The sequence below is a fragment of the Microbacterium sp. UNCCL10 genome (assembly GCF_000746195.1).
GTDB classification, from domain to species: domain Bacteria; phylum Actinomycetota; class Actinomycetes; order Actinomycetales; family Microbacteriaceae; genus Microbacterium; species Microbacterium saccharophilum.
Genome location: NZ_JQKT01000007.1, coordinates 877,802 through 895,856, shown reverse-complemented (window position 1 = coordinate 895,856; position 18,055 = coordinate 877,802). Strand labels below are relative to the sequence as shown.

Here is an 18,055-nt window from a genome sequence, read left to right as displayed (position 1 = left end):
CGGCGCGCGGGGAGGCACAATCGACGTTCCAGACTAGCGAATACCGGCTGAATGTCGCCCGGGAGCGGGCGAGGCGTCCTCACGGAAGGTGGTCGCGTGCGTATCCTGACAGCACAGAGACCCCCCGGAAAGAGGGCCCGTGAAGATCCAGCATCCGTTCCGCACCGCGCTCATCGCGACCCTCGGTGTGGGAGTCGGCATCATGCTCATCACGAGCATCACGACCCTGCAGACCGTGCTGCTGTACGTGGGCACGGCCCTGTTCCTGTCGCTGGGCCTCGACCCGCTCGTGTCGTGGCTCGAGCGGCGTGGCCTCCCCCGGTGGGCGGCGCTGCTCGTCACCTTCGTGGGGGTGCTCGCGGTCTTCGCGGGGCTCATCCTCATGGTCGTGCCGATCATCGTGGGGCAGATCACACAGCTGGTGACCCAGATCCAGACGCTCGTCGAGGATGCCGTGGCCGGCACGTGGGACCCGGTGGACGCCGCGAAGCAGTGGCTGCACGACGCCTTCCCGCTGCTGAACGTGGACCAGGTCTTCGAATACGTCTCGAACTGGTACGAATCCCTCGACATGGGTGAGATCGGCCAGTCGGTGGGCACGACGGTGCTCGGCATCGGCGGGGGCATCATCGCCGCGTCGACCGGCGCCATCATCGTCCTCATCCTCACGATCTACTTCACGTCCTCCACGCCGTCGCTCAAGGCCGCCGTCTACCAGCTGGTCCCGGCCTCTAAGCGGGAGCGGTTCGTGGACCTGTCCGAGCAGATCACCGCGTCGGTGGGCTACTACGTCATGGGGCAGGCATCGCTCGGCATCATCAACGGGATCCTGAGCGCGATCTTCCTTAGCATCATCGGCGCCCCGTTCCCCGCCGTGCTCGCCGTGATCGCGTTCTTCTTCTCGCTCATCCCGCTCGTCGGAACGCTCACCGGCTCGGCGATCATCGTCCTGACCTGCCTCATCCCCGGGCTCGGCTCGCCGCTGACGGCGCTCGTCGCGCTCATCTGGTACCTGATCTACATGCAGGTGGAGGCCTACCTGCTCTCCCCGCGCATCATGAACCGCGCCGTCTCGGTGCCCGGCGCCGTGGTCGTCATCGCGGCCCTCGCGGGCGGTTCGCTGCTCGGGCTCCTGGGCGCGCTCATCGCGATCCCGGTGGCGGCCAGCATCCTCATCATCTACCGCCAGGTGATCATCCCGCGGCAGAACGAGCTCTGACCGCCGGTCGGCGGCCGCCGCTCAGCCGACGACCGCGCCGTGCCACTCGGTGGGCAGCGGCAGGGCGTCCGGGTTCACGGCCGCGACGATCTCCGTCAGCACGCGGCGGGTCTGCGTCTCCCCCACCCACAGGTGCTTGCCGCCGTCCACGGCGATGACGGTCGCGTGCCCGATGGGCGCGAAGCGGCGCCGGGCCTCCTCCGGGCGGAGGTAGTCGTCGAACTCCGGCACCACGACGATGACGCTCCGCGGGACGCCCTCCCACGCCGCGATGTCCTCGTCGGTCGCGCGGTGCAGCGGCGGGGAGAGCAGGATGATGCCCTCCACATCGTGATCCCGGCCGTACTTGAGTGCGAGCTCCGTGCCGAACGACCAGCCGACGAGCCACGGGCGGGGCAGACCGCGCTCGCGGACGAAGTCCATCGCCGCGGCGACGTCGAACGCCTCGCCGCGTCCGCCGTCGAACGCGCCTTCGCTCGTCCCGCGCGGAGAGCTCGTCCCCCGCGTGTTGAAGCGCAGCACCGCGAGGTCGGCGAGGGCCGGGAGGCGCCCCGCGGCCTTGCGCAGGACGTGCGAGTCCATGAACCCGCCCGCCGTCGGCAGCGGGTGCAGCGTCACGAGCGTCGCGACAGGCTCGGTCTCCGCCGGGAGCGCGAGCTCCCCCACGAGCGTCAGCCCGTCGATGGTCTCGAATGCGATGTCCTCGCGCCGCGCGGGCAGCAGGACGGGGCCGCGGATCTCCATGTCAGCTGATCCTCCAGCATGCCGTGTGCCAGTGTCGACGCGCCGCGAGGTCCGCGGCATCGCCCAGCACGCCGTCGGCGCGCCAGATGACGAGATGTGCGGTACCGGGCACGACGTCGCGCCCGCAACCCGGGCACGTGTAGGTCTTCTGCGCCTGTGCGGCGGAGACGGGCTGCACGGTCCACGCCGCGCCACGACGGGTCTCCGTGCGCTTCCAGCCGCTCAGCAGGCGTTCGAGGGAGTCGTCACCGGGTTGCGGGCGACGACGGTTCGACCTCGGCATGCGCTCAGTACCAGCCGACGCTCTGCGAGTGGCCCCACGCGCCGCACGGGTCGCCGTACCGGCCGGAGATGTACCCGAGGCCCCAGGCGATCTGCGTCGCGGGGTTGGTCTCCCAGTCGGCGCCCGCAGACGCCATCTTCTTGCCGGGGAGGGCCTGCGGGATGCCGTACGCACCGCTGGAGGCGTTGTAGGCGTTCACCCGCCAGCCGGATTCCTTCTTCCACAGCGCCACGAGGCACGCGAACTGGTCGTCGCCCCAGCCGCGGGCGGTGACCATCTCGTAGGCGATCGCCTGCGCGCTGCCGGGGTCGGGCGAGACGAACGGCGGCGACCAGGTCGACGACGTCGAGGTGCCGGTCCGCTTCTTCGCGGCCTCCGGGGTGGGCGTCGGGGTGGGCGTCGGCTTCGGCGCGACGTAGACCGTGTAGGTGAGGGCGCCGCGGTCGAGCGTCGTCGCGGTCCCCGCGTCGGCGACGTACGCCTGCGCGTCCTGGATGGAGCTCGCGTACAGCGACACCGGCTCGATCTCGCTGGCCTCCGCCTGCGAGACCGACGCGCCGACCGGGCCGATGTAGGCCGCGACGAACCCGGCGACCGCGAGGGCCGCGAAGACCGACAGCACACGGCGACGGCGGGACCAGCGGGCCGATGCCGGAGGCCGGCGGACGACGGGGGTCACCGGCCCCGCCACCTCTCGGGATGACGCGGGGATCAGCTCGCCTTCGGAAGTCACAGTGCCGCGAGTCTACCGGCTGGTCCGCGGTCGTGCCATCCGGGCGTCGCGGGACGGGCTCAGCCGACGGCGAGCATGACCTCGACGACGGCGTCCAGCACCGCATCCACCTGGTCCTCGCGGTAGCCCCGCCGCTGCATGCGGAAGGCGACGCTGCGCACCTGGTCGGCGGTGATGTGCTCACCGGATTCGAGGTAGCCGGCGATCTTGTCGGCGACGACGTCGACCTCGTCGACGCGGTAGCCGTACGTGAGCAGCCCGACCCGCTCGAAGCGGTGACCGCGCGGGCGGTTGAGCCGGTCGAGGATCTCCTGCCCGAGCCGGCGGGAACGCCCGACCCAGCCGCGCGCCCCCGCGCGGGACAGCGCGTGCTCCCGCTCCCGCGCGGCGAACGCATCCTCGAGGCGCCCGAGCGCGGCGTCCACCGCGGCGATCTGGTAGCCGTGCTTCACGAGCGGGAAGCCCACCTGGCGGACGTCGGCCGAGGAGATCCGCGCGTCGTCGTCGTCTTCGAAGGCGGCGCGGGCGACGGCGAGGAATTCGTCGACCGCGGCGATGTCGTAGCCCTTGAATCGGCCGGTCGCGAGCGGGAAGGGCGTCGACTCCGTGGTCGTGCCGATCGGGATTTCGGAGGTCATGCGCTCACCAGGGGGAAGAAGAGGAAGTACATCGCCAGCGCCGTGATCGTCGACGGCAGGATGGAGTCGAGCCGGTCGAGCACGCCGCCGTGCCCGGGCAGCCACGAGCTCATGTCCTTGATGCCGAGGTCCCGCTTGATCATCGATTCGCCGAGATCGCCGACGGTGGCCGAGCCGAGCACGACGAGGCCGAAGACGATCCCGACCCAGAACGGGACGTGCAGGAGGAAGATCCCCATCAGCACGGCGGCGGCCACGGCCGCGAGGGCGGCGCCCGCGAAACCCTCCCACGTCTTCTTGGGGCTGATGAGGGGCGCCATGGGATGCCGGCCGAAGGCGAGTCCGCTCGCGTAGGCGCCGGTGTCCGCGGCGACGACCGTCGCGATCATCGTGAGGACCCACAGCTCGCCCTGCTCCTGACGGAGGAGCACGAGGCAGAGGCTCCCGAGGAACGGGACGTAGAGCGGCAGCAGGCCGGCGACGAGCGCGTCCGAGACGACCTCGCCGTAGCGCCGGCCGTCCGCCGTCGCCATCTGGGCCATGAGCCGCCACACGACGAGGGTGGCGACCACGGCGAAGGTGATGACCCAGTGCGTCCAGTGGCCGGTGAAGTAGGCGGCGAGCAGGATCGCGGTGCCCGCGAGCAGCTGCACCACGAGGTCCACGCGACGCCCCGCCGTCTGCAGCGCGCGGGAGAACTCGAACAGGCCGAGGAGGCACACCGGGATCGCGAAGAGGAGGAAGATCCACTTCACGAACAGCAGCGCGCCGATCACGACGGCGCCGATCGCGATGCCGATGATCGTCGCCAGCAGCAGGTTCCGACCGGTCCGCTCGTTGATCCGCTCGTTGGCCTGCTCGAAATCGGTGCGGGCCTTCTCGATCTGCAGTTCGAATTCCGAGCGCGCCGCACGCACATGCTGCTGGAACGACGCCGGATCGACGGCGCGACGCGCGGCGCGCGACGTCGGCATCCGCTCGTCCGGCGCCGGGTCGCCGGATGACTCGGTCATGGGTGGTCAGACCTCGAGGAGTTCGGCTTCTTTGCGCGTGAGAGCCTCGTCGATGGCGTCCACGCGGGCGCGGGTGAGGGCATCGAGCTCCTTCTCCGCGCGCACGAGGTCGTCCTCGCCGACATCGCTCTTCAGCGCGTCGAGGTCGTCCTTGCCCTTGCGGCGGATGCCGCGCAGGTGCACCTTCGCGTCCTCGCCCTTCGTGCGGACGAGCTTGACGTACTCCTTGCGGCGCTCCTGCGTCAGCTCCGGGAGCGTCACCCGCACGATGTTGCCGTCATTCGTGGGATTCGCGCCCAGGTTCGGGGTGTCGCGGATCGCCTGCTCGATCGCCTTGAGGGCGGACTTGTCGTACGGGGTCACGATGATCGTGCGTGCCTCGGGATTGTTCAGGGAGGCGAGCTGCGCGAGCGGGGTGGGCGAGCCGTAGTAGTCCACGAGGATCTTCTGGAACATCTGCGGGTTGGCGCGGCCCGTGCGGACGGTGGCGAAGTCCTCCTTCGCCGCCTCCACGGCACGGTCCATGCGCGCTGTCGTGTCGGCCAGGATGTCGGCGATCACGGTCACTCCATTCGTCGGTACGTCGGATCAAGTCTAGTGCGGCGGGCCTCGGGCTCAGACGGTGACGAGCGTGCCGATCCGCTCCCCGAGGAGGGCGCGGGTGACGTTGCCGGCCGGCTCCATCCCGAACACGCGCATGTCGATCCCGTTGTCCATGCAGAGGCTGAACGCCGTCGAATCGACGACCTTGAGGCCGCGCTGCAGCGCATCGCGGTAGGTGATCTCGTCGATGCGGCTCGCCGTGGCATCCGTCTTCGGGTCGGCGGTGTACACGCCGTCGACGCCGTTCTTGGCGACCAGGACCTCGTCGGCGCCGATCTCGAGGGCGCGCTGGGCGGCCACGGTGTCGGTGGAGAAGTACGGCAGCCCGGCGCCGGCGCCGAAGATGACGACGCGGCCCTTCTCCATGTGCCGCTCGGCGCGGCGCGGAATGTAGGGTTCGGCGACCTGGGTCATCGCGATGGCGGACTGCACGCGGGTGGCAGCGCCCGCCTGCTCGAGGAAGTCCTGCAGGGCGAGCGCGTTCATGACGGTGCCGAGCATGCCCATGTAGTCGGCGCGCCCACGGTCCATGCCGCGCTGGCTGAGCTCCGCGCCGCGGAAGAAGTTGCCGCCGCCGACCACGATGGAGATCTCCACGCGGTCCACGGCCGCCGCGATCTCACGCGCGATCTGACCGACCACATCCGGGTTCACTCCGAGCTGGCCACCCCCGAACGCCTCGCCGGACAGTTTCAGGAGGACGCGTCGGCGTCCGGTGTTCTCATCGATCACAGGGGTGGGTTCCTCTCGTCGCGTGTGCAGACTATCGAATGGCGGGCATGGAAAAGGGCCCGCATCCGGAGATGCGGGCCCTTTCCACGACTACGCGCCGACCTTGAAGCGGGCGAAGCCGGTGACGGTGATGCCGGCGTCCTGCGCGACCTTCGCGACGGACAGCTTGTTGTCCTTCGCGTAGTCCTGGTCGAGCAGGGCGACCTGCTTGAAGAACGCGTTGACGCGACCTTCGACGATCTTCGGCAGGGCCGCCTCGGGCTTGCCCTCGTTGCGGGAGATCTCGGTGACGATCTCGCGCTCCTTCTCCACGTCGGCCTCGGGGACCTCGTCGCGGGACAGGTAGGAGGGGTTCGCGAAGGAGATGTGCTGCGCGATGGAGCGAGCCGTCTCGGCGTCGGCACCCGTGTAGGCGACCACGACGCCGACCTGCGGGGGCAGGTCCTTGCTCGTCTTGTGCAGGTACACCTGGAACGCGTCGCCGGTGAGCGTCCGGACGCGCCGCAGCTCGACCTTCTCGCCGATGATGGCGGCCTCGTCGGAGATGAGCTGCTCGACCGTCTGCCCGTTCGCGTCGGCGGCGAGGGCGGCCTCCGCCGAGTCGGCACCGGCAGCGGCAGCCGCGGCGAGCACCTTGTCGGCGAGGGCGATGAAGCGGTCGTTCTTGGCGACGAAGTCGGTCTCGCAGGCGAGCTCGATCATCGTGACCGCGCCGTTCTGCTCGGTCGCGGCGACGAGGCCTTCGCTCGTGGAGCGGTCGGCGCGCTTCGCGTTGCCCTTCGCGCCCTTGAGGCGCAGGATCTCGACGGCCTTCTCGAGGTCGCCGTCGGCCTCTTCGAGCGCCTTCTTCGTGTCGACCATGCCCGTGCCGAGCTGCTCGCGCAGCGCCTTGATGTCGGCGATGGTGAAGTTTGCCATGGGTGGTGGCTCCTTGGTTCGTGGTGTGGGAGCCCCGGCGGGCGGGTCACGCCCGCCGGGGCGACGACTTACTCGGCTGCGGGGGCCTCGTCGGCAGCGGCCTCGGCCGGAGCCTCGGTCTCGGCAGCCTCGGCCGGAGCCTCGGTCTCGGGGGCCTCGGCCGGAGCCTCGGTCTCGGCGTCGGCGGCGGGCGCCTCGGAAGCGGCCTCGGCCGGAGCGGACTCGAGGAGCTCACGCTCCCAGTCTGCCAGCGGCTCAGCGGCCTCGGCGGACTCGTCGGTGGGCTGGTGGCGCTGGATGAGGCCCTCGGCGGCGGCGTCGGCGATGATGCGGGTGAGCAGGCCCACCGAGCGGATCGCGTCGTCGTTGCCGGGGATCGGGTACTGGAACTCGTCCGGGTCGGCGTTCGTGTCGAGGATGCCGATCACGGGGATGCCGAGCTTCTTGGCCTCGTCGATGGCGAGGTGCTCGCGCTTGGCGTCGACGACCCACATGGCCGACGGCGTCTTCTGGAGGTTGCGGATGCCGCCGAGCGACTTGTGCAGCTTGTCCAGCTCGCGCTTCTTGAGCAGCAGCTCCTTCTTCGTGAAGCCGCTCTCGGAGGGGTTCTCGAAGTCGAGCTCCTCGAGCTCCTTCATGCGCGCGAGGCGCTTGCTGACGGTGGAGAAGTTGGTGAGGAGGCCACCGAGCCAGCGCTGGTTGACGTAGGGCTGGCCGACGCGGGTCGCCTGCTCGGCGATGACTTCCTGGGCCTGCTTCTTCGTGCCGACGAAGAGGATGGTGCCGCCGTGCGCGACCGTCTCCTTGACGTACTCGTAGGCCTGGTCGATGTAGGCCAGCGACTGCTGCAGGTCGATGATGTGGATGCCGGAGCGCTCGGTGAGGATGAAGCGCTTGACTTTCGGGTTCCACCGGCGGGTCTGGTGCCCGAAGTGGACGCCGCTGTCGAGCAGCTGGCGAATGGTGACGACGGCCATGGCCGTTCTCCTGTTCTGGCGCGCGGGCGCGCCCTGTTTCGGTTGTTCTCGCCGGACCGGAAGGTCGGCGGGCCTGGTGCCCGGCGCACACCCGCTCGTCCGCCGGAGCGGTGCGAGACCTGGGGTGTGGGATGCCACGCCGCGACTGTCCTTGCGGATCGCCGCACGCGCTGTGGGCACGCGGAGTCACCCCGACAAGCGAGGTGCGTCGTTCAGTGTATCAGTCACGGCGCTTCCTGCCCCGCAGGGCGGGGCATCCGCTCGTCCACCGATCACCGCTGCGGGATCCGCCCGGAGCGGCGGCCGGAGCAGGCTCCCGGCATGACCTTCTCGGCCCGTGCCGCAGCGGCCGCCGTCGCCGTCCTCCTGGCCCTGGGACCCGCCGCGGTCCCGCCCGCCGTCGCGGGCGGCGGGGAGCCCTCCGCGCCGCCGGAGCGCGGCGCCGCGGAGGCCGCGCGACTCGCCGGCTGGCGCTGGCCGCTGGACTCCTTCCGCATCACCCGTCCCTACGCGGCCCCCGCGCACCGGTACGGCCCCGGCCATCGCGGGATCGATCTGGAGTCGGCGGGCGCGGACCTGGTCCGCTCCCCCGCCGCGGGCGTCGTCGCGTTCGCGGGGCCCGTCGCGGGGCGCGGCGTCGTGACGATCGACCACGGGGGCGGCCTCGTCACGACCCTGGAACCCGTGTCGGGGATGCCGGTGCCGGGCACGCGGGTCGCCGCCGGCGACCCGGTCGGGTCGATCGGGCACGGCGGGCACGCCGCCCCCGGCGCCGTGCACTTCGGGGTGCGGGAACACGGCGAGTACATCAACCCCATGCTGCTCCTGGGCGACCTGCCGCGGGCGATCCTGCTCCCCTGCTGCTGACGTGGCCGATCGGTCCGCCCGGTGCGGTTGCGCGGCGCGCTCTGCTCTCGACGGAGCCCGCGCCCGCACCGGACGCACGTTAGGCGCGGGGATGCGCCAGCCGGTAGGAGGCCGTCAGCTTCTCGGCCGAGACGTGCGTGTAGATCTGCGTCGTGCCCAGGCTCGCATGGCCGAGGAGCTCCTGCACGGCACGGAGGTCGGCGCCGCCGTCGATCAGGTGCGTCGCGGCCGAGTGGCGCAGCGCATGCGGACCGACTGCACCGGCGCCGACCACGGGGCCGACCGTCCGGGCGACGATGTCGTACACGGCGCGCGGTCCGATCCGTCCGCCGCGGGCGCCGAGGAAGATCGCCGAGGCACGGGGCCCGGCTCCGGGGCCGGTCCCTCGCGCGAGCAGCGCCGGCCGCCCGCGCACGAGGTAGGCGTCCAGGGCGCGTCCTGCGGGCGCCCCGAACGGGACGATCCGCTCCTTCGAGCCCTTCCCGACGACGCGCACCGTGCGGCGGTCGCGGTCGACGGCGTCGAGGTCCAGACCGCAGAGCTCCGAGACGCGCAGCGCCGCGCCGTACAGCAGCTCGAGGATCGCGACGTCACGGAGCGCGAGGGGATCACCCTCCTCGTCCGCCACGGTGCGGGCGTCGTCCAGCAGCGATGCCATGGCCCCCGCCGTCGCGATGTGTGGGAGGGTGCGGCCCCGCTTGGGTGCGACCAGGCGCAGGCTCGGGTCGGTCCCCCGCAGTCCGGTCTCCACGGCCCAGTCGAAGAACCCGCGGGCCGACGCCGTGCGGCGCGCGATCGTCGCGCGTGCATCGCCCCGCTTGGTCGCCGTCCACAGCCATTCGCGCAGCGTCTCCAGGTCGACGTCGGCGATCTCGGGGTCGCCGCAGGAGCGGGTGAGGTCGGCGAGGTCGGCGCGGTAGGCGCGGACCGTCGCGGGCGAGAGGCGGCGCACGTCGGCGAGGTGTGCCGTGTACGCGGCGACCGCGGCGGAGATGCGCATGCGTCCAGCATGCCCCGCCCGCCCGGCGTGCGAGCGGCGACCCTCCGGCGCCGGTCAGCACCGCCGCCACCCGTCGACGCCGCGCGATGCGCGGCCTTCGAGCTCGAGGAGCCCGAGGAGCGCGGCGGCGTCACCGGCGGAGAGGCCCGCGCGCCGCGCGACCTCCTCCGCAGAGCGGGCGACGCGCACGCCCAGCGCGTCGACGACCCGCGTCCGGTCGTCGGTGCGTCCCCCGTCGTCCGCTGACATCGTCACGGGCAGCCCGAGGAGCTCCCGTACGTCGTCGGCGGCGGTGATGCACTGCGCGTCGGCCTCCCGCAGCAGCCGGTGACATCCCGCGGACGCCGCGCTCGTGATCGGACCCGGCACCGCTCCCAGCGGTCTCCCGAGGGACGCCGCGTGGTGCGCGGTGTTGAGGGAGCCGCTGCGCCATCCCGCCTCCACGACGACGGTCGCATGTGCCGCGGCGGCGATGAGGCGGTTGCGCGCGAGGAAGCGCCATTTGGTCGGCGTCGACCCGCAGGGCACCTCGGATGCCACGACGCCCGTCCGGGCGATGCGGTCGAGCAGGTCGCTGTGGCCGGCGGGATACGGGCGGTCGACGCCACCGGCGAGGAGCGCCACCGTCAGCCCGTCGACGCGGAGGGCGGCGCGATGCGCGGAGCCGTCGACCCCGTACGCGGCGCCGGACACGATCGTCGTCCCCGTCGCGCCCAGCTCTGCGGCGAGCTCCATCGCGACGTGCTCGCCGTACGCCGTCGCCGCCCGCGCCCCGACGAGCGCGACGGCGGATCCCGGGGTCAGCGGGCGCTCCGGCGCACCGAGGGTCCACAGCGCGACGGGCGCGTGCGGTCCCAGGTCGTCGAAGCCCGCGGGCCACTGCGGATCGGCGGGCGTCAGCAGGACGGCTCCGGCGCGCCGTGCGGCGGCGAAGGTCTCGCCCACGCCCTCGACGCGGGGATGCCAGCGCTCCCTCGCCTTCTTCAGGCTGGCGGGCTCGACGCCGGCTTCCGCGGCCTCCGCCTCGCGCCCGTCCGTCAGCACTGCGATGGCGAGCGCCTCGGCGGCGCCCCACCGGTCGCGCAACGCGCCGCCGGTGCCGTCGCCCGGCTCGGTGAGCGCCGACCAGATGCCCCGCGCGAACCGGTCCCGCGCGGCATCCTCGTCCTCCCCGGCCCCCCGTGCACCGGGGCTCCCCCGCAGCGCCGCACGCGCCGCGGCGATGGACAGATCGGTACCCCTCATGCGTGCGTCCCTCTCTTCAGGTACAGCGCTCGGCCGATGTCCGGCACCTCGAGCCGGCCGCGCCCCGCGAGGTCCGCCACCGACCACGCCACGCGCAGCACGCGGTCGAACCCGCGCAGCGTGAGCGACCCGCGGTGCAGCGCGGCATCCAGCGGGCGACGGATGAGCGGCTCCGGCGCGAGCGGTCCCGATCGCAGCCACGCCCCGGACACCTCGGCGTTCGTCCGCCACGGGGTCTCACGGAGCCGGTGGGCGGCGCGGGAGCGCGCCTCCGCGACGCGTGCCCGCGCCGAGGCGGTCGTCTCCGTGCCGCCGCCCGCCCCGGTGATCTGCGCGAGGGACACCCGCTGCATGGCCAACTCGATGTCGATGCGGTCCAGCAGCGGACCGGACAGCCGCGAGAGGTAGCGCCGGATCGCCATCGGCGGGCAGACGCAGGTCCCACCCGGCACCCCGTACACGCCGCACGGGCACGGGTTCGTCGCGAGGACGAGCTGGAACCGTGCGGGGAACGCGGCGCGGAAGCCCGCACGGTGGATCTCGATCCGGCCGGACTCGAGGGGCTGACGCAGAGCGTCCAGGGCGTGACCGCTGTACTCCCCCGCCTCGTCCAAGAAGAGGACCCCGCCGCTGGCGCGGGCGATCGCGCCGGGGCGGACGACGCGGCTCCCGCCGCCCACGAGCGCGGCGACGCTCGCACTGTGGTGCGGGGCTTCGAACGGGGGCGTGCGCGGGAGCCCCGTGACCGGAAGCCCCGCGAGCGAGCGGATCGAGGCCACCTGCAGCGCGGCGGTGTCGTCGAGATCGGGAAGGATGCCGGGGAGCCGCCGCGCCAGCATCGTCTTGCCGGCGCCGGGCGGCCCGCTCATCAGGAGGTGGTGACCGCCCGCCGCGGCGACGACGAGCGCATCCACGGCGTCGCGCTGCCCGACCACCTCGGCGAGCTCGGGCGGTTCCGTCTCCGCCTCCGGTGCGGCGGCGGCGGACGGGACGGGCTCCTCCTCCACCTCCGCGACGTCGAGGCCGTGCCAGCGCGCGACGTCGCGGAGGCTCGCGGCGCCGAATACCTCGACGCCGTCGACCAGCTCCGCCTCGGAGCGGCAGGCATGCGGGACGACGACACGGCGGAAGCCCGCCCGGGCGGCGGCCAGGACGGCCGGCAGGATGCCGGGCACTGGCCGGAGACGCCCGTCGAGGCCCAGCTCGCCCAGGTGCACCGCGCCGGCGAGCGAGTCCCGGTCCATCGGGTGCTCGGTCGCGAGCGCCGCGAGGGCGATCGCGAGATCGAGCCCCGTGCCCTGCTTCGGCAGGCTCGCCGGCGAGAGGTTCACGGTCAGCCGGCGCCGCGGCAGGGCGAGGTCGCTGTTCGCGCACGCGTTGTGCACGCGCTGATGCGCTTCGGAGATCGCCTTGTCGGCCAGCCCGATGATCGCGAACCCCGGGGTCTGGTTCGACAGGTCGGCCTCGACCTCGACGACGTCGCCGACGAGCCCGGTGAGCGCCACCGACCACGTCCGCCCGAGGCTCACGCGAGGTCCTCGATGTGCTCGAGGACAGCGGTGGCGGGATCCTCTCCCGTGATGGCGATGACGTCCAGGCGCAGCCGCCTGCCCCGCGCGGCAGCCGGATGCGCGGCGATCCACGCGCAGGAGAGCCGCCACAGCCGCGCGCGCTTGCGCGCGTCGACGGCCTCGAAGGGATGCCCGAACCACTCCGTCCGCCGCGTCTTGACCTCGACGACGACGAGGTCCTCCCGCGACGCCGCGACGATGTCGATCTCGCCCGCGGGGCAGCGCCAGTTGCGGTCGAGGATCTGGTATCCGCCGCCCCGCAGGTACGACGCCGCACGGTCCTCACCGGCTCGGCCCCGCTCGTCCTTCAATGCCATGACGACAGCGTCCCGAGCGGGTCACCTCGTCAGGGCGCGGGGTCCCGGATCCGTGCAGGAGGCCGCTGCGGCGGCATCCTGTGCAGGAGGCGATGCTCAGTCGAGCGAGAGCTCCTCGGGGAGCTGGAAGTCGCGGCGCTGCAGCTCCTCGACGTTGACGTCCTTGAACGTCAGCACGCGCACGGACTTCACGAACCGGTCGGCGCGGTAGATGTCCCACACCCACACGTCCTGCATCGAGATCTCGAAGTAGAAGTCGTGCTCGGTGTCCCGGCGGACGACGTTGACCTCGTTGGCGAGGTAGAACCGCCGTTCGGTCTCGATAACGTACTGGAACTGCGACACGACATCCCGGTACTCCTTGTAGAGCGCCAGTTCGAGTTCGCGGTCGTAGTCCTCGAATACTTCGTCGTCCATGGTGCTTCCATCCTAGGGTCGCGGGAGGGCAAGGTCACCGCCCGGTCGCGGCGCCGGCATCGCCGGGCGGGTCAGAAGAGCGTGGGGGCGTCGCCGATCGCCCAGGACGCGCGATGGTGGTCGCTCAGCCCGTGCGAGCGGATCGCCTCGCGGTGCTCGAGACTCGCGTAGCCCTTGTTGCGCGCCCACTGGTAGACGGGCACCTCGTCGTGCAGCCGGGTCATGAGGGCATCGCGCGCGACCTTCGCGATGACGGATGCGGCTGCCGCCGACGCGCAGTCGCGGTCGGCCTTGATGATCGGGGTGACGCGCAGCCCGGCACCCCCCGCCGGGGTGATGTAGTCGTGGTTGCCGTCGAGGATCACGATGGCGTCCTCCGGGACGATGCCGTGAGCGCGCAGGTCGGCGATCGCGCGGAGCGCGGCGAGCCCCAGGGCGCGGATGATGCCGACGCTGTCGATCTCGGCGGCGCTCGCCCACCCGACCGAGGAGGCGTTCACCCAGCCGGCGGCCCGGTCCGCGACGGCGGCGCGGTGGTGCTCTGCGACGAGCTTCGAGTCGCGGAGGCCCTCGGGAATCCGGCGGCGGGCGCCCGCGGCGTCCACGACGGCGGCACCGACGGCGACGGGCCCGGCGAGGGCCCCGCGCCCGACCTCGTCGCAGGCGATGACGACGGCGTGCTCCTTGAGCAGGCGCCGCTCGACGGTGAGCTTCGGGGTCGCGACGGTCATGGCGTCCCGGGGTCCGGGATGCCGGCGAAGACATCGTGATGCGCGTCGATGAACCCGAACCGCGAGAGCGGCCAGGTGAGCAGGAACGCGCGCCCCACGACGTTGTCGACGGGCACGAAGCCGCGCGAGGGCTGGTCGACGTTGTAGCGCGAGTCGCGGGAGTGGTCGCGGTTGTCGCCGAGCACCCACAGCGAGCCGTCCGGCACCGTGACGTCGAACGGGACGTCCTCCGGAGCGCTCTGGCCCTCCGCGAGGTTGAGGTACGCCGACTCGTCGACGGGGACGCCATTGATCTCGATCTGCCCGAGGACGTTGCAGCACACCACATGGTCGCCGGCGACGCCGACGATCCGCTTGATGAGGTGGTCCTTGCTGTCCGGTGCGGAGATCCCGACGAGGGCGAGCACCCAGTCGACGGCCTCGACGGCGAAGGAGCGGTCGGGGGCGGGCGTCTGCGGCAGCCAGCCGCCCGGGTCGCGGAAGACGACGACGTCGCCGCGGTCGTAGCCGCCGAACCGGGGAGTGAGCTCGTCCACCAGGATCCGGTCGTCGATCTGCAGCGTCTGCTCCATGGAGCTGGACGGGATGAAGAACGAGCGGACGAGGAAGGTCTTGACGAGGAAGGACACGACGACGGCGATGAGCACGATCACGAGCACGTCGCGGACGAGCAGCCAGAACCGGTGCGTCCGGCGCGGGGATGCGGGTTCGCCCGCGGCATCAGCGGCCGGGGCCGTCGTCTCCGAAGTCATTCCCGTCCTTCACACGCACACACATCTGCCGGTCGCCCCGCGACCGCCCTACCAGGGTCCCACATCCGCGCTGCCGCGCGTGCCGCCGCGCGCACGTCGGACAGCGCGATGCCCCGGGACCGACGAACGGTCCCGGGGCATCACGAGGTGATCGCGCCGCGTCTCAGCGGTCGCGCTTCTCCTTGATCTTGGCCTTCTTGCCGCGGAGGTTGCGGAGGTAGTACAGCTTCGCGCGACGCACGTCACCGCGGGTGACGACCTCGATGTGGTCGATGACCGGGCTGTGCACCGGGAAGGTGCGCTCCACGCCGACCTGGAAGCTGATCTTGCGGACGGTGAAGGTCTCGCGCACGCCATCGCCGGAGCGGCCGATGACGACGCCCTGGAAGATCTGGACGCGCGAGCGGTTGCCTTCCGTGATGTTGACGTGAACCTTCACGTTGTCGCCCGGCGCGAACACCGGGATGTCGTTGCGCAGGGATGCTGCGTCGACGGAGTCGAGGATCTGCATGATCGTCACTTCCTGCGACCGCCACAGGTCGATCGCGAGAGTTGAGGGAAAAGGATGGAGTGTGCCCCTGGCAGCCGAGACGGCGCCGTGCTCCCCTGAGGCAGAGCCTGTTCAGGGCACAAAGATTCATTCTGCCATGGATGACGGTGCGCTCAAAACCGGCTCAGGCGTCGCCGGTGCTCCGCTTCTCGGTCACGACGATCACCTCGTGCGGTTCCCGCGGGGTCTGGGACGGCGCGGGCGGCGGGATGTACCGGGCGCCGTCCGTCGCGCGCTGCAGCACGGCACCCGGCTTCGCCTCGCGGAACAGCTGCCACAGCATGAGCCAGACGAGGCCGATGAAGACCACGATCGCGGCGCTCAGCAGCGGCCAGAAGGCGGCCGGGGAGAAGAATCCGACCGCGATGGTGAGGAGGTGCCAGAGCCCGAAGCCGGCGACATCCCACCACGACAGGGTGCGGGTGTGCCGGACCGTGCCGCGCGCGCGGGCGAGGAGCGTCAGCAGCACCTGGCCGACGAGCACGGAGGGGATGGCGATGACGATGACCCAGAGCAGCGCCCAGCCGCTCGCGCTGAACGCGATCCAGCCGATCAGCAGCCACAGCGGCAGAATCAGCGCCGCCGGCAGGAGCCATTGGTAGAACGCACGTCTCAGCCACATGCCTTCGATGCTACGCCGGTCCGTCAGAATGGTCTCTGAGGAAAGGATCAGGATGATCGAGTTGCGCACGCCTGCCGAGATCGAGGCGATGCGGCCCGCGGGCCGTTTCGTGGCGGAGGTCCTCGCGACCCTTCGCGATGAGACCACGGTCGGCACGAACCTGCTGGCGATCGACCGGCGCGCGCACGACCTCATCCGCCGCGCGGGTGCCGAGTCCTGCTACATCGACTACCACCCGTCCTTCGGCGCGAGTCCCTTCGGCAAGGTCATCTGCACGTCCATCAACGACGCCGTGCTGCACGGCCTCCCCCACGACTACGCGCTCCGTGACGGCGATCTCGTCTCGCTGGACTTCGCGGTGTCCGTCGACGGGTGGGTCGCCGACTCCGCCGTCTCGTTCGTCGTGGGGACGCCCCGCGACGAGGACCTCGCCATCATCGACACCGCGGAGCGGGCCCTGGCGGCCGCGATCGATGCGGCGGTCGTCGGGCACCGCATCGGCGACATCTCGCATGCGATCGCCGGCGTCGCCCGGGCGGACGGCTACGCCATCAACACCGACTTCGGCGGGCACGGCGTCGGCCGGGAGATGCACGGCGACCCGCACGTGGCCAACGACGGCAAGCCGGGCCGCGGCTACCCGCTGCGCGCGGGCCTCGTGCTGGCGCTCGAGCCGTGGTTCCTGCAGACGACGGACGAGCTCGTCACCGACCCGGACGGCTGGACGCTGCGCAGCGTGGACGGGTCCCGCGGCGCGCACGCCGAGCACACCGTCGCGATCACCGATGCGGGACCGATCGTCCTGACCGACCGCTCATTCCTCGGCGTCGACTGACTCCGGCAGGAGGTCGGGCCGTCGCTCGCGGGTGCGCTGCACCTGCTGGTCGTGGCGCCATTGCGCGACGCGGCCGTGGTGGCCGCTGAGGAGCACGTCCGGCACGTCCCGGCCGCGCCAGGAGGCGGGCTTGGTGTAGGACGGGTACTCCAGCAGGCCGTCCTCGTGGGACTCCTCCACGAGACTCTCCGGGTTGCCCACGACACCGGGGATGAGCCGGCCGACCGCCTCGATCATGGCCATCGCGGCCACCTCGCCGCCGTTGAGCACGTAGTCGCCGAGGCTGACCAGGCGCACCTCGCCGAGCGTCGCGGCGTACGCGAAGACGCGCTCGTCGATGCCCTCGTAGCGACCGCAGCCGAAGACGAGGTGGGGCACCGCGGCGAGCTCGCGGGCCGTGGCCTGCGTGAACTGCTCGCCGGCGGGCGAGGGGAAGATGAACACGGGGCGGGCGGCGGGGTCCGCGGCGATCGCGTCGAGCGCCTCGCCCCAGGGCTCCGGCTTCATGACCATGCCGGCGCCGCCGCCGTACGGGGTGTCGTCGACGCTGCGGTGACGGTCGTGCGCGTGGTCGCGGAGATCGTGCACGCGGACGTCGAGGATGCCGCTGCCGCGGGCCTTGCCGAGGAGGGAGACCTCGAGGACGTCGAAGAACGCCGGGAAGATCGTGACGACGTCGATGCGCACGTCAGTCCTCGTCGGCCGGTTCCTCGGCGGGGGCGGTGTCCTCGTCGTCCGGCAGCTCTTCGAAGAGACCGGCAGGCGGCGTGACGGTCACGCGACCGGCGGCGAGGTCGACCTCGGGCACGATCGCCTTCACGAAGGGCACGAGGATCTCGCCGTCGCGGCCGGTGGGCGCGACGATGAGCATGTCCTGCGCCGGCAGGTGATCGACGCGCGCGACGCGCCCCACGACCGCACCGTCGCGGACGACTTCGAGTCCGACGAGCTGGTGGTCGTACCAGGCGTCCTCCTCGGCCGGCGCGGACGCGTCGTCCTGATCGATCCAGAGGATCGCGCGCACGATCGACTCGGCGCCGTCGCGGTCGTCGATGTCCTCGAAGAAGACGACGGGGTGCGAGTTCATCCAGCGGAACTCGCGGACCGTGACGGTCTTGCCGTGCCACGGCGAGGACTCCGGCACCTGGAGGGTGAACTCGGCGCCGGGTACGAAGCGCCCGTCCGGGTCGTCGGTGTACAGCTCGAGCTTGAGGGCGCCCTTGAGCCCGTGCGCCTTGACAAGACGGCCGACACGCAGCTGCGTGCGGGCCGGCTTCGCAGCGGACAT

At 71.8% G+C, this 18,055-nt stretch carries 23 protein-coding genes; 3 read left to right on the top strand and 20 right to left on the bottom strand.

The window, feature by feature from the left end:
* Positions 1-139: 139 nt before the first annotated feature.
* Positions 140-1,219, top strand: coding sequence for an AI-2E family transporter (locus BR85_RS04525; protein WP_028495458.1), 1,080 nt, complete (start codon positions 140-142; stop codon positions 1,217-1,219).
* Between the two features lie 21 nt (positions 1,220-1,240).
* Here BR85_RS04525 and BR85_RS04520 read toward each other — a convergent pair whose 3' ends face one another.
* The 9 genes from BR85_RS04520 to rpsB all read right to left on the bottom strand — a co-directional run bounded on the left by BR85_RS04520 (position 1,241) and on the right by rpsB (position 7,860).
* Positions 1,241-1,963 carry an alpha/beta hydrolase gene (locus BR85_RS04520; protein ID WP_028495457.1) on the bottom strand — a complete coding sequence of 241 codons (723 nt, stop codon included), beginning with the start codon at positions 1,961-1,963 and terminating at the stop codon, positions 1,241-1,243.
* A 1-nt stretch (position 1,964) separates the two neighbouring features.
* The gene (locus BR85_RS04515) at positions 1,965-2,246 is read right to left on the bottom strand and encodes a hypothetical protein (protein ID WP_028495456.1); all 282 of its coding nucleotides are present in this window, start codon (positions 2,244-2,246) and stop codon (positions 1,965-1,967) included.
* Between the two features lie 4 nt (positions 2,247-2,250).
* The gene (locus tag BR85_RS04510) at positions 2,251-2,979 is read right to left on the bottom strand and encodes an aggregation-promoting factor C-terminal-like domain-containing protein (protein ID WP_036272230.1); all 729 of its coding nucleotides are present in this window, start codon (positions 2,977-2,979) and stop codon (positions 2,251-2,253) included.
* Positions 2,980-3,038: 59 nt separating this feature from the next.
* Positions 3,039-3,617, bottom strand: coding sequence for a DivIVA domain-containing protein (locus tag BR85_RS04505; protein ID WP_036272228.1), 579 nt, complete (start codon positions 3,615-3,617; stop codon positions 3,039-3,041).
* The gene (locus BR85_RS04500) at positions 3,614-4,630 is read right to left on the bottom strand and encodes a phosphatidate cytidylyltransferase (protein WP_028495453.1); all 1,017 of its coding nucleotides are present in this window, start codon (positions 4,628-4,630) and stop codon (positions 3,614-3,616) included. The genes BR85_RS04505 and BR85_RS04500 overlap by 4 nt, the downstream gene beginning before the upstream one ends.
* Before the next feature lie 6 nt (positions 4,631-4,636).
* Complete coding sequence (gene frr / locus BR85_RS04495; protein WP_028495452.1) at positions 4,637-5,191, bottom strand: ribosome recycling factor; 555 nt, start codon at positions 5,189-5,191, stop codon at positions 4,637-4,639.
* Between the two features lie 54 nt (positions 5,192-5,245).
* The gene (pyrH, locus tag BR85_RS04490) at positions 5,246-5,965 is read right to left on the bottom strand and encodes a UMP kinase (protein ID WP_028495451.1); all 720 of its coding nucleotides are present in this window, start codon (positions 5,963-5,965) and stop codon (positions 5,246-5,248) included.
* A gap of 90 nt (positions 5,966-6,055) precedes the next feature.
* Positions 6,056-6,883 carry a translation elongation factor Ts gene (tsf, locus tag BR85_RS04485; RefSeq protein ID WP_028495450.1) on the bottom strand — a complete coding sequence of 276 codons (828 nt, stop codon included), beginning with the start codon at positions 6,881-6,883 and terminating at the stop codon, positions 6,056-6,058.
* Positions 6,884-6,951: 68 nt separating this feature from the next.
* Entirely contained in the window at positions 6,952-7,860 is a 909-nt protein-coding gene (rpsB, locus tag BR85_RS04480; protein WP_028495449.1) for a 30S ribosomal protein S2, read from the bottom strand.
* A 321-nt stretch (positions 7,861-8,181) separates the two neighbouring features.
* Between rpsB and BR85_RS04475 the strand changes: the two genes are divergently transcribed.
* On the top strand, positions 8,182-8,727 hold the full coding sequence (locus BR85_RS04475) for a murein hydrolase activator EnvC family protein (protein ID WP_028495448.1): 546 nt from the start codon (positions 8,182-8,184) through the stop codon (positions 8,725-8,727).
* A gap of 79 nt (positions 8,728-8,806) precedes the next feature.
* Here the strand turns inward: BR85_RS04475 and BR85_RS04470 are convergent, their stop codons facing one another.
* The 9 genes from BR85_RS04470 to BR85_RS04430 form a co-directional block, all read right to left on the bottom strand.
* The gene (locus BR85_RS04470) at positions 8,807-9,727 is read right to left on the bottom strand and encodes a tyrosine recombinase XerC (RefSeq protein WP_028495447.1); all 921 of its coding nucleotides are present in this window, start codon (positions 9,725-9,727) and stop codon (positions 8,807-8,809) included.
* 54 nt (positions 9,728-9,781) lie between these two features.
* Positions 9,782-10,972, bottom strand: a complete 1,191-nt coding sequence (gene dprA / locus BR85_RS04465) for a DNA-processing protein DprA (RefSeq protein ID WP_028495446.1) — start codon at positions 10,970-10,972, stop codon at positions 9,782-9,784.
* Positions 10,969-12,501, bottom strand: coding sequence for a YifB family Mg chelatase-like AAA ATPase (locus BR85_RS04460; protein WP_028495445.1), 1,533 nt, complete (start codon positions 12,499-12,501; stop codon positions 10,969-10,971). The genes dprA and BR85_RS04460 overlap by 4 nt, the downstream gene beginning before the upstream one ends.
* Entirely contained in the window at positions 12,498-12,860 is a 363-nt protein-coding gene (locus tag BR85_RS04455) for a YraN family protein (RefSeq protein ID WP_028495444.1), read from the bottom strand. Before BR85_RS04455 ends, BR85_RS04460 begins: the two co-directional genes overlap by 4 nt.
* Positions 12,861-12,956: 96 nt before the next feature.
* The gene (locus BR85_RS04450; RefSeq protein WP_028495443.1) at positions 12,957-13,277 is read right to left on the bottom strand and encodes a DUF2469 family protein; all 321 of its coding nucleotides are present in this window, start codon (positions 13,275-13,277) and stop codon (positions 12,957-12,959) included.
* 71 nt (positions 13,278-13,348) lie between these two features.
* Positions 13,349-14,008 carry a ribonuclease HII gene (locus tag BR85_RS04445; protein ID WP_028495442.1) on the bottom strand — a complete coding sequence of 220 codons (660 nt, stop codon included), beginning with the start codon at positions 14,006-14,008 and terminating at the stop codon, positions 13,349-13,351.
* Positions 14,005-14,760, bottom strand: a complete 756-nt coding sequence (gene lepB, locus BR85_RS04440) for a signal peptidase I (protein ID WP_028495441.1) — start codon at positions 14,758-14,760, stop codon at positions 14,005-14,007. Before lepB ends, BR85_RS04445 begins: the two co-directional genes overlap by 4 nt.
* Before the next feature lie 163 nt (positions 14,761-14,923).
* Positions 14,924-15,271: a 50S ribosomal protein L19 gene (gene rplS, locus BR85_RS04435; protein WP_028495440.1), complete on the bottom strand. Its 348-nt coding sequence runs from the start codon at positions 15,269-15,271 to the stop codon at positions 14,924-14,926.
* Positions 15,272-15,434: 163 nt separating this feature from the next.
* On the bottom strand, positions 15,435-15,932 hold the full coding sequence (locus BR85_RS04430; protein WP_028495439.1) for a hypothetical protein: 498 nt from the start codon (positions 15,930-15,932) through the stop codon (positions 15,435-15,437).
* Between the two features lie 52 nt (positions 15,933-15,984).
* Here BR85_RS04430 and map point away from each other — a divergent pair, with 52 nt between their 5' ends.
* Positions 15,985-16,767 (top strand): type I methionyl aminopeptidase, encoded by a 783-nt coding sequence (gene map, locus BR85_RS04425; RefSeq protein ID WP_028495438.1) that lies wholly within the window; start codon positions 15,985-15,987, stop codon positions 16,765-16,767.
* Here the strand turns inward: map and trmD are convergent.
* Both trmD and rimM read right to left on the bottom strand, forming a co-directional pair.
* The gene (gene trmD / locus BR85_RS04420; RefSeq protein WP_028495437.1) at positions 16,747-17,454 is read right to left on the bottom strand and encodes a tRNA (guanosine(37)-N1)-methyltransferase TrmD; all 708 of its coding nucleotides are present in this window, start codon (positions 17,452-17,454) and stop codon (positions 16,747-16,749) included. The genes map and trmD overlap by 21 nt on opposite strands.
* Position 17,455: 1 nt before the next feature.
* Positions 17,456-18,055 carry a ribosome maturation factor RimM gene (gene rimM / locus BR85_RS04415; protein ID WP_028495436.1) on the bottom strand — a complete coding sequence of 200 codons (600 nt, stop codon included), beginning with the start codon at positions 18,053-18,055 and terminating at the stop codon, positions 17,456-17,458.

Excerpts from the sequence above, each read along its gene's own strand:
- BR85_RS04520 (WP_028495457.1), bottom strand. The coding sequence starts at position 1,963 with ATGGAGATCCGCGGCCCCGTCCTGCTGCCCGCGCGGCGCGAGGACATC.
- BR85_RS04515 (WP_028495456.1), bottom strand. The coding sequence starts at position 2,246 with ATGCCGAGGTCGAACCGTCGTCGCCCGCAACCCGGTGACGACTCCCTC.
- BR85_RS04505 (WP_036272228.1), bottom strand. The coding sequence starts at position 3,617 with ATGACCTCCGAAATCCCGATCGGCACGACCACGGAGTCGACGCCCTTC.
- BR85_RS04500 (WP_028495453.1), bottom strand. The coding sequence starts at position 4,630 with ATGACCGAGTCATCCGGCGACCCGGCGCCGGACGAGCGGATGCCGACG.
- tsf (WP_028495450.1), bottom strand. The coding sequence starts at position 6,883 with ATGGCAAACTTCACCATCGCCGACATCAAGGCGCTGCGCGAGCAGCTC.
- rpsB (WP_028495449.1), bottom strand. The coding sequence starts at position 7,860 with ATGGCCGTCGTCACCATTCGCCAGCTGCTCGACAGCGGCGTCCACTTC.
- BR85_RS04475 (WP_028495448.1), top strand. The coding sequence starts at position 8,182 with ATGACCTTCTCGGCCCGTGCCGCAGCGGCCGCCGTCGCCGTCCTCCTG.
- BR85_RS04470 (WP_028495447.1), bottom strand. The coding sequence starts at position 9,727 with ATGCGCATCTCCGCCGCGGTCGCCGCGTACACGGCACACCTCGCCGAC.
- dprA (WP_028495446.1), bottom strand. The coding sequence starts at position 10,972 with ATGAGGGGTACCGATCTGTCCATCGCCGCGGCGCGTGCGGCGCTGCGG.
- BR85_RS04455 (WP_028495444.1), bottom strand. The coding sequence starts at position 12,860 with ATGGCATTGAAGGACGAGCGGGGCCGAGCCGGTGAGGACCGTGCGGCG.
- BR85_RS04450 (WP_028495443.1), bottom strand. The coding sequence starts at position 13,277 with ATGGACGACGAAGTATTCGAGGACTACGACCGCGAACTCGAACTGGCG.
- BR85_RS04445 (WP_028495442.1), bottom strand. The coding sequence starts at position 14,008 with ATGACCGTCGCGACCCCGAAGCTCACCGTCGAGCGGCGCCTGCTCAAG.
- lepB (WP_028495441.1), bottom strand. The coding sequence starts at position 14,760 with ATGACTTCGGAGACGACGGCCCCGGCCGCTGATGCCGCGGGCGAACCC.
- rplS (WP_028495440.1), bottom strand. The coding sequence starts at position 15,271 with ATGCAGATCCTCGACTCCGTCGACGCAGCATCCCTGCGCAACGACATC.
- BR85_RS04430 (WP_028495439.1), bottom strand. The coding sequence starts at position 15,932 with ATGTGGCTGAGACGTGCGTTCTACCAATGGCTCCTGCCGGCGGCGCTG.
- map (WP_028495438.1), top strand. The coding sequence starts at position 15,985 with ATGATCGAGTTGCGCACGCCTGCCGAGATCGAGGCGATGCGGCCCGCG.
- rimM (WP_028495436.1), bottom strand. The coding sequence starts at position 18,055 with ATGTCCGCTGCGAAGCCGGCCCGCACGCAGCTGCGTGTCGGCCGTCTT.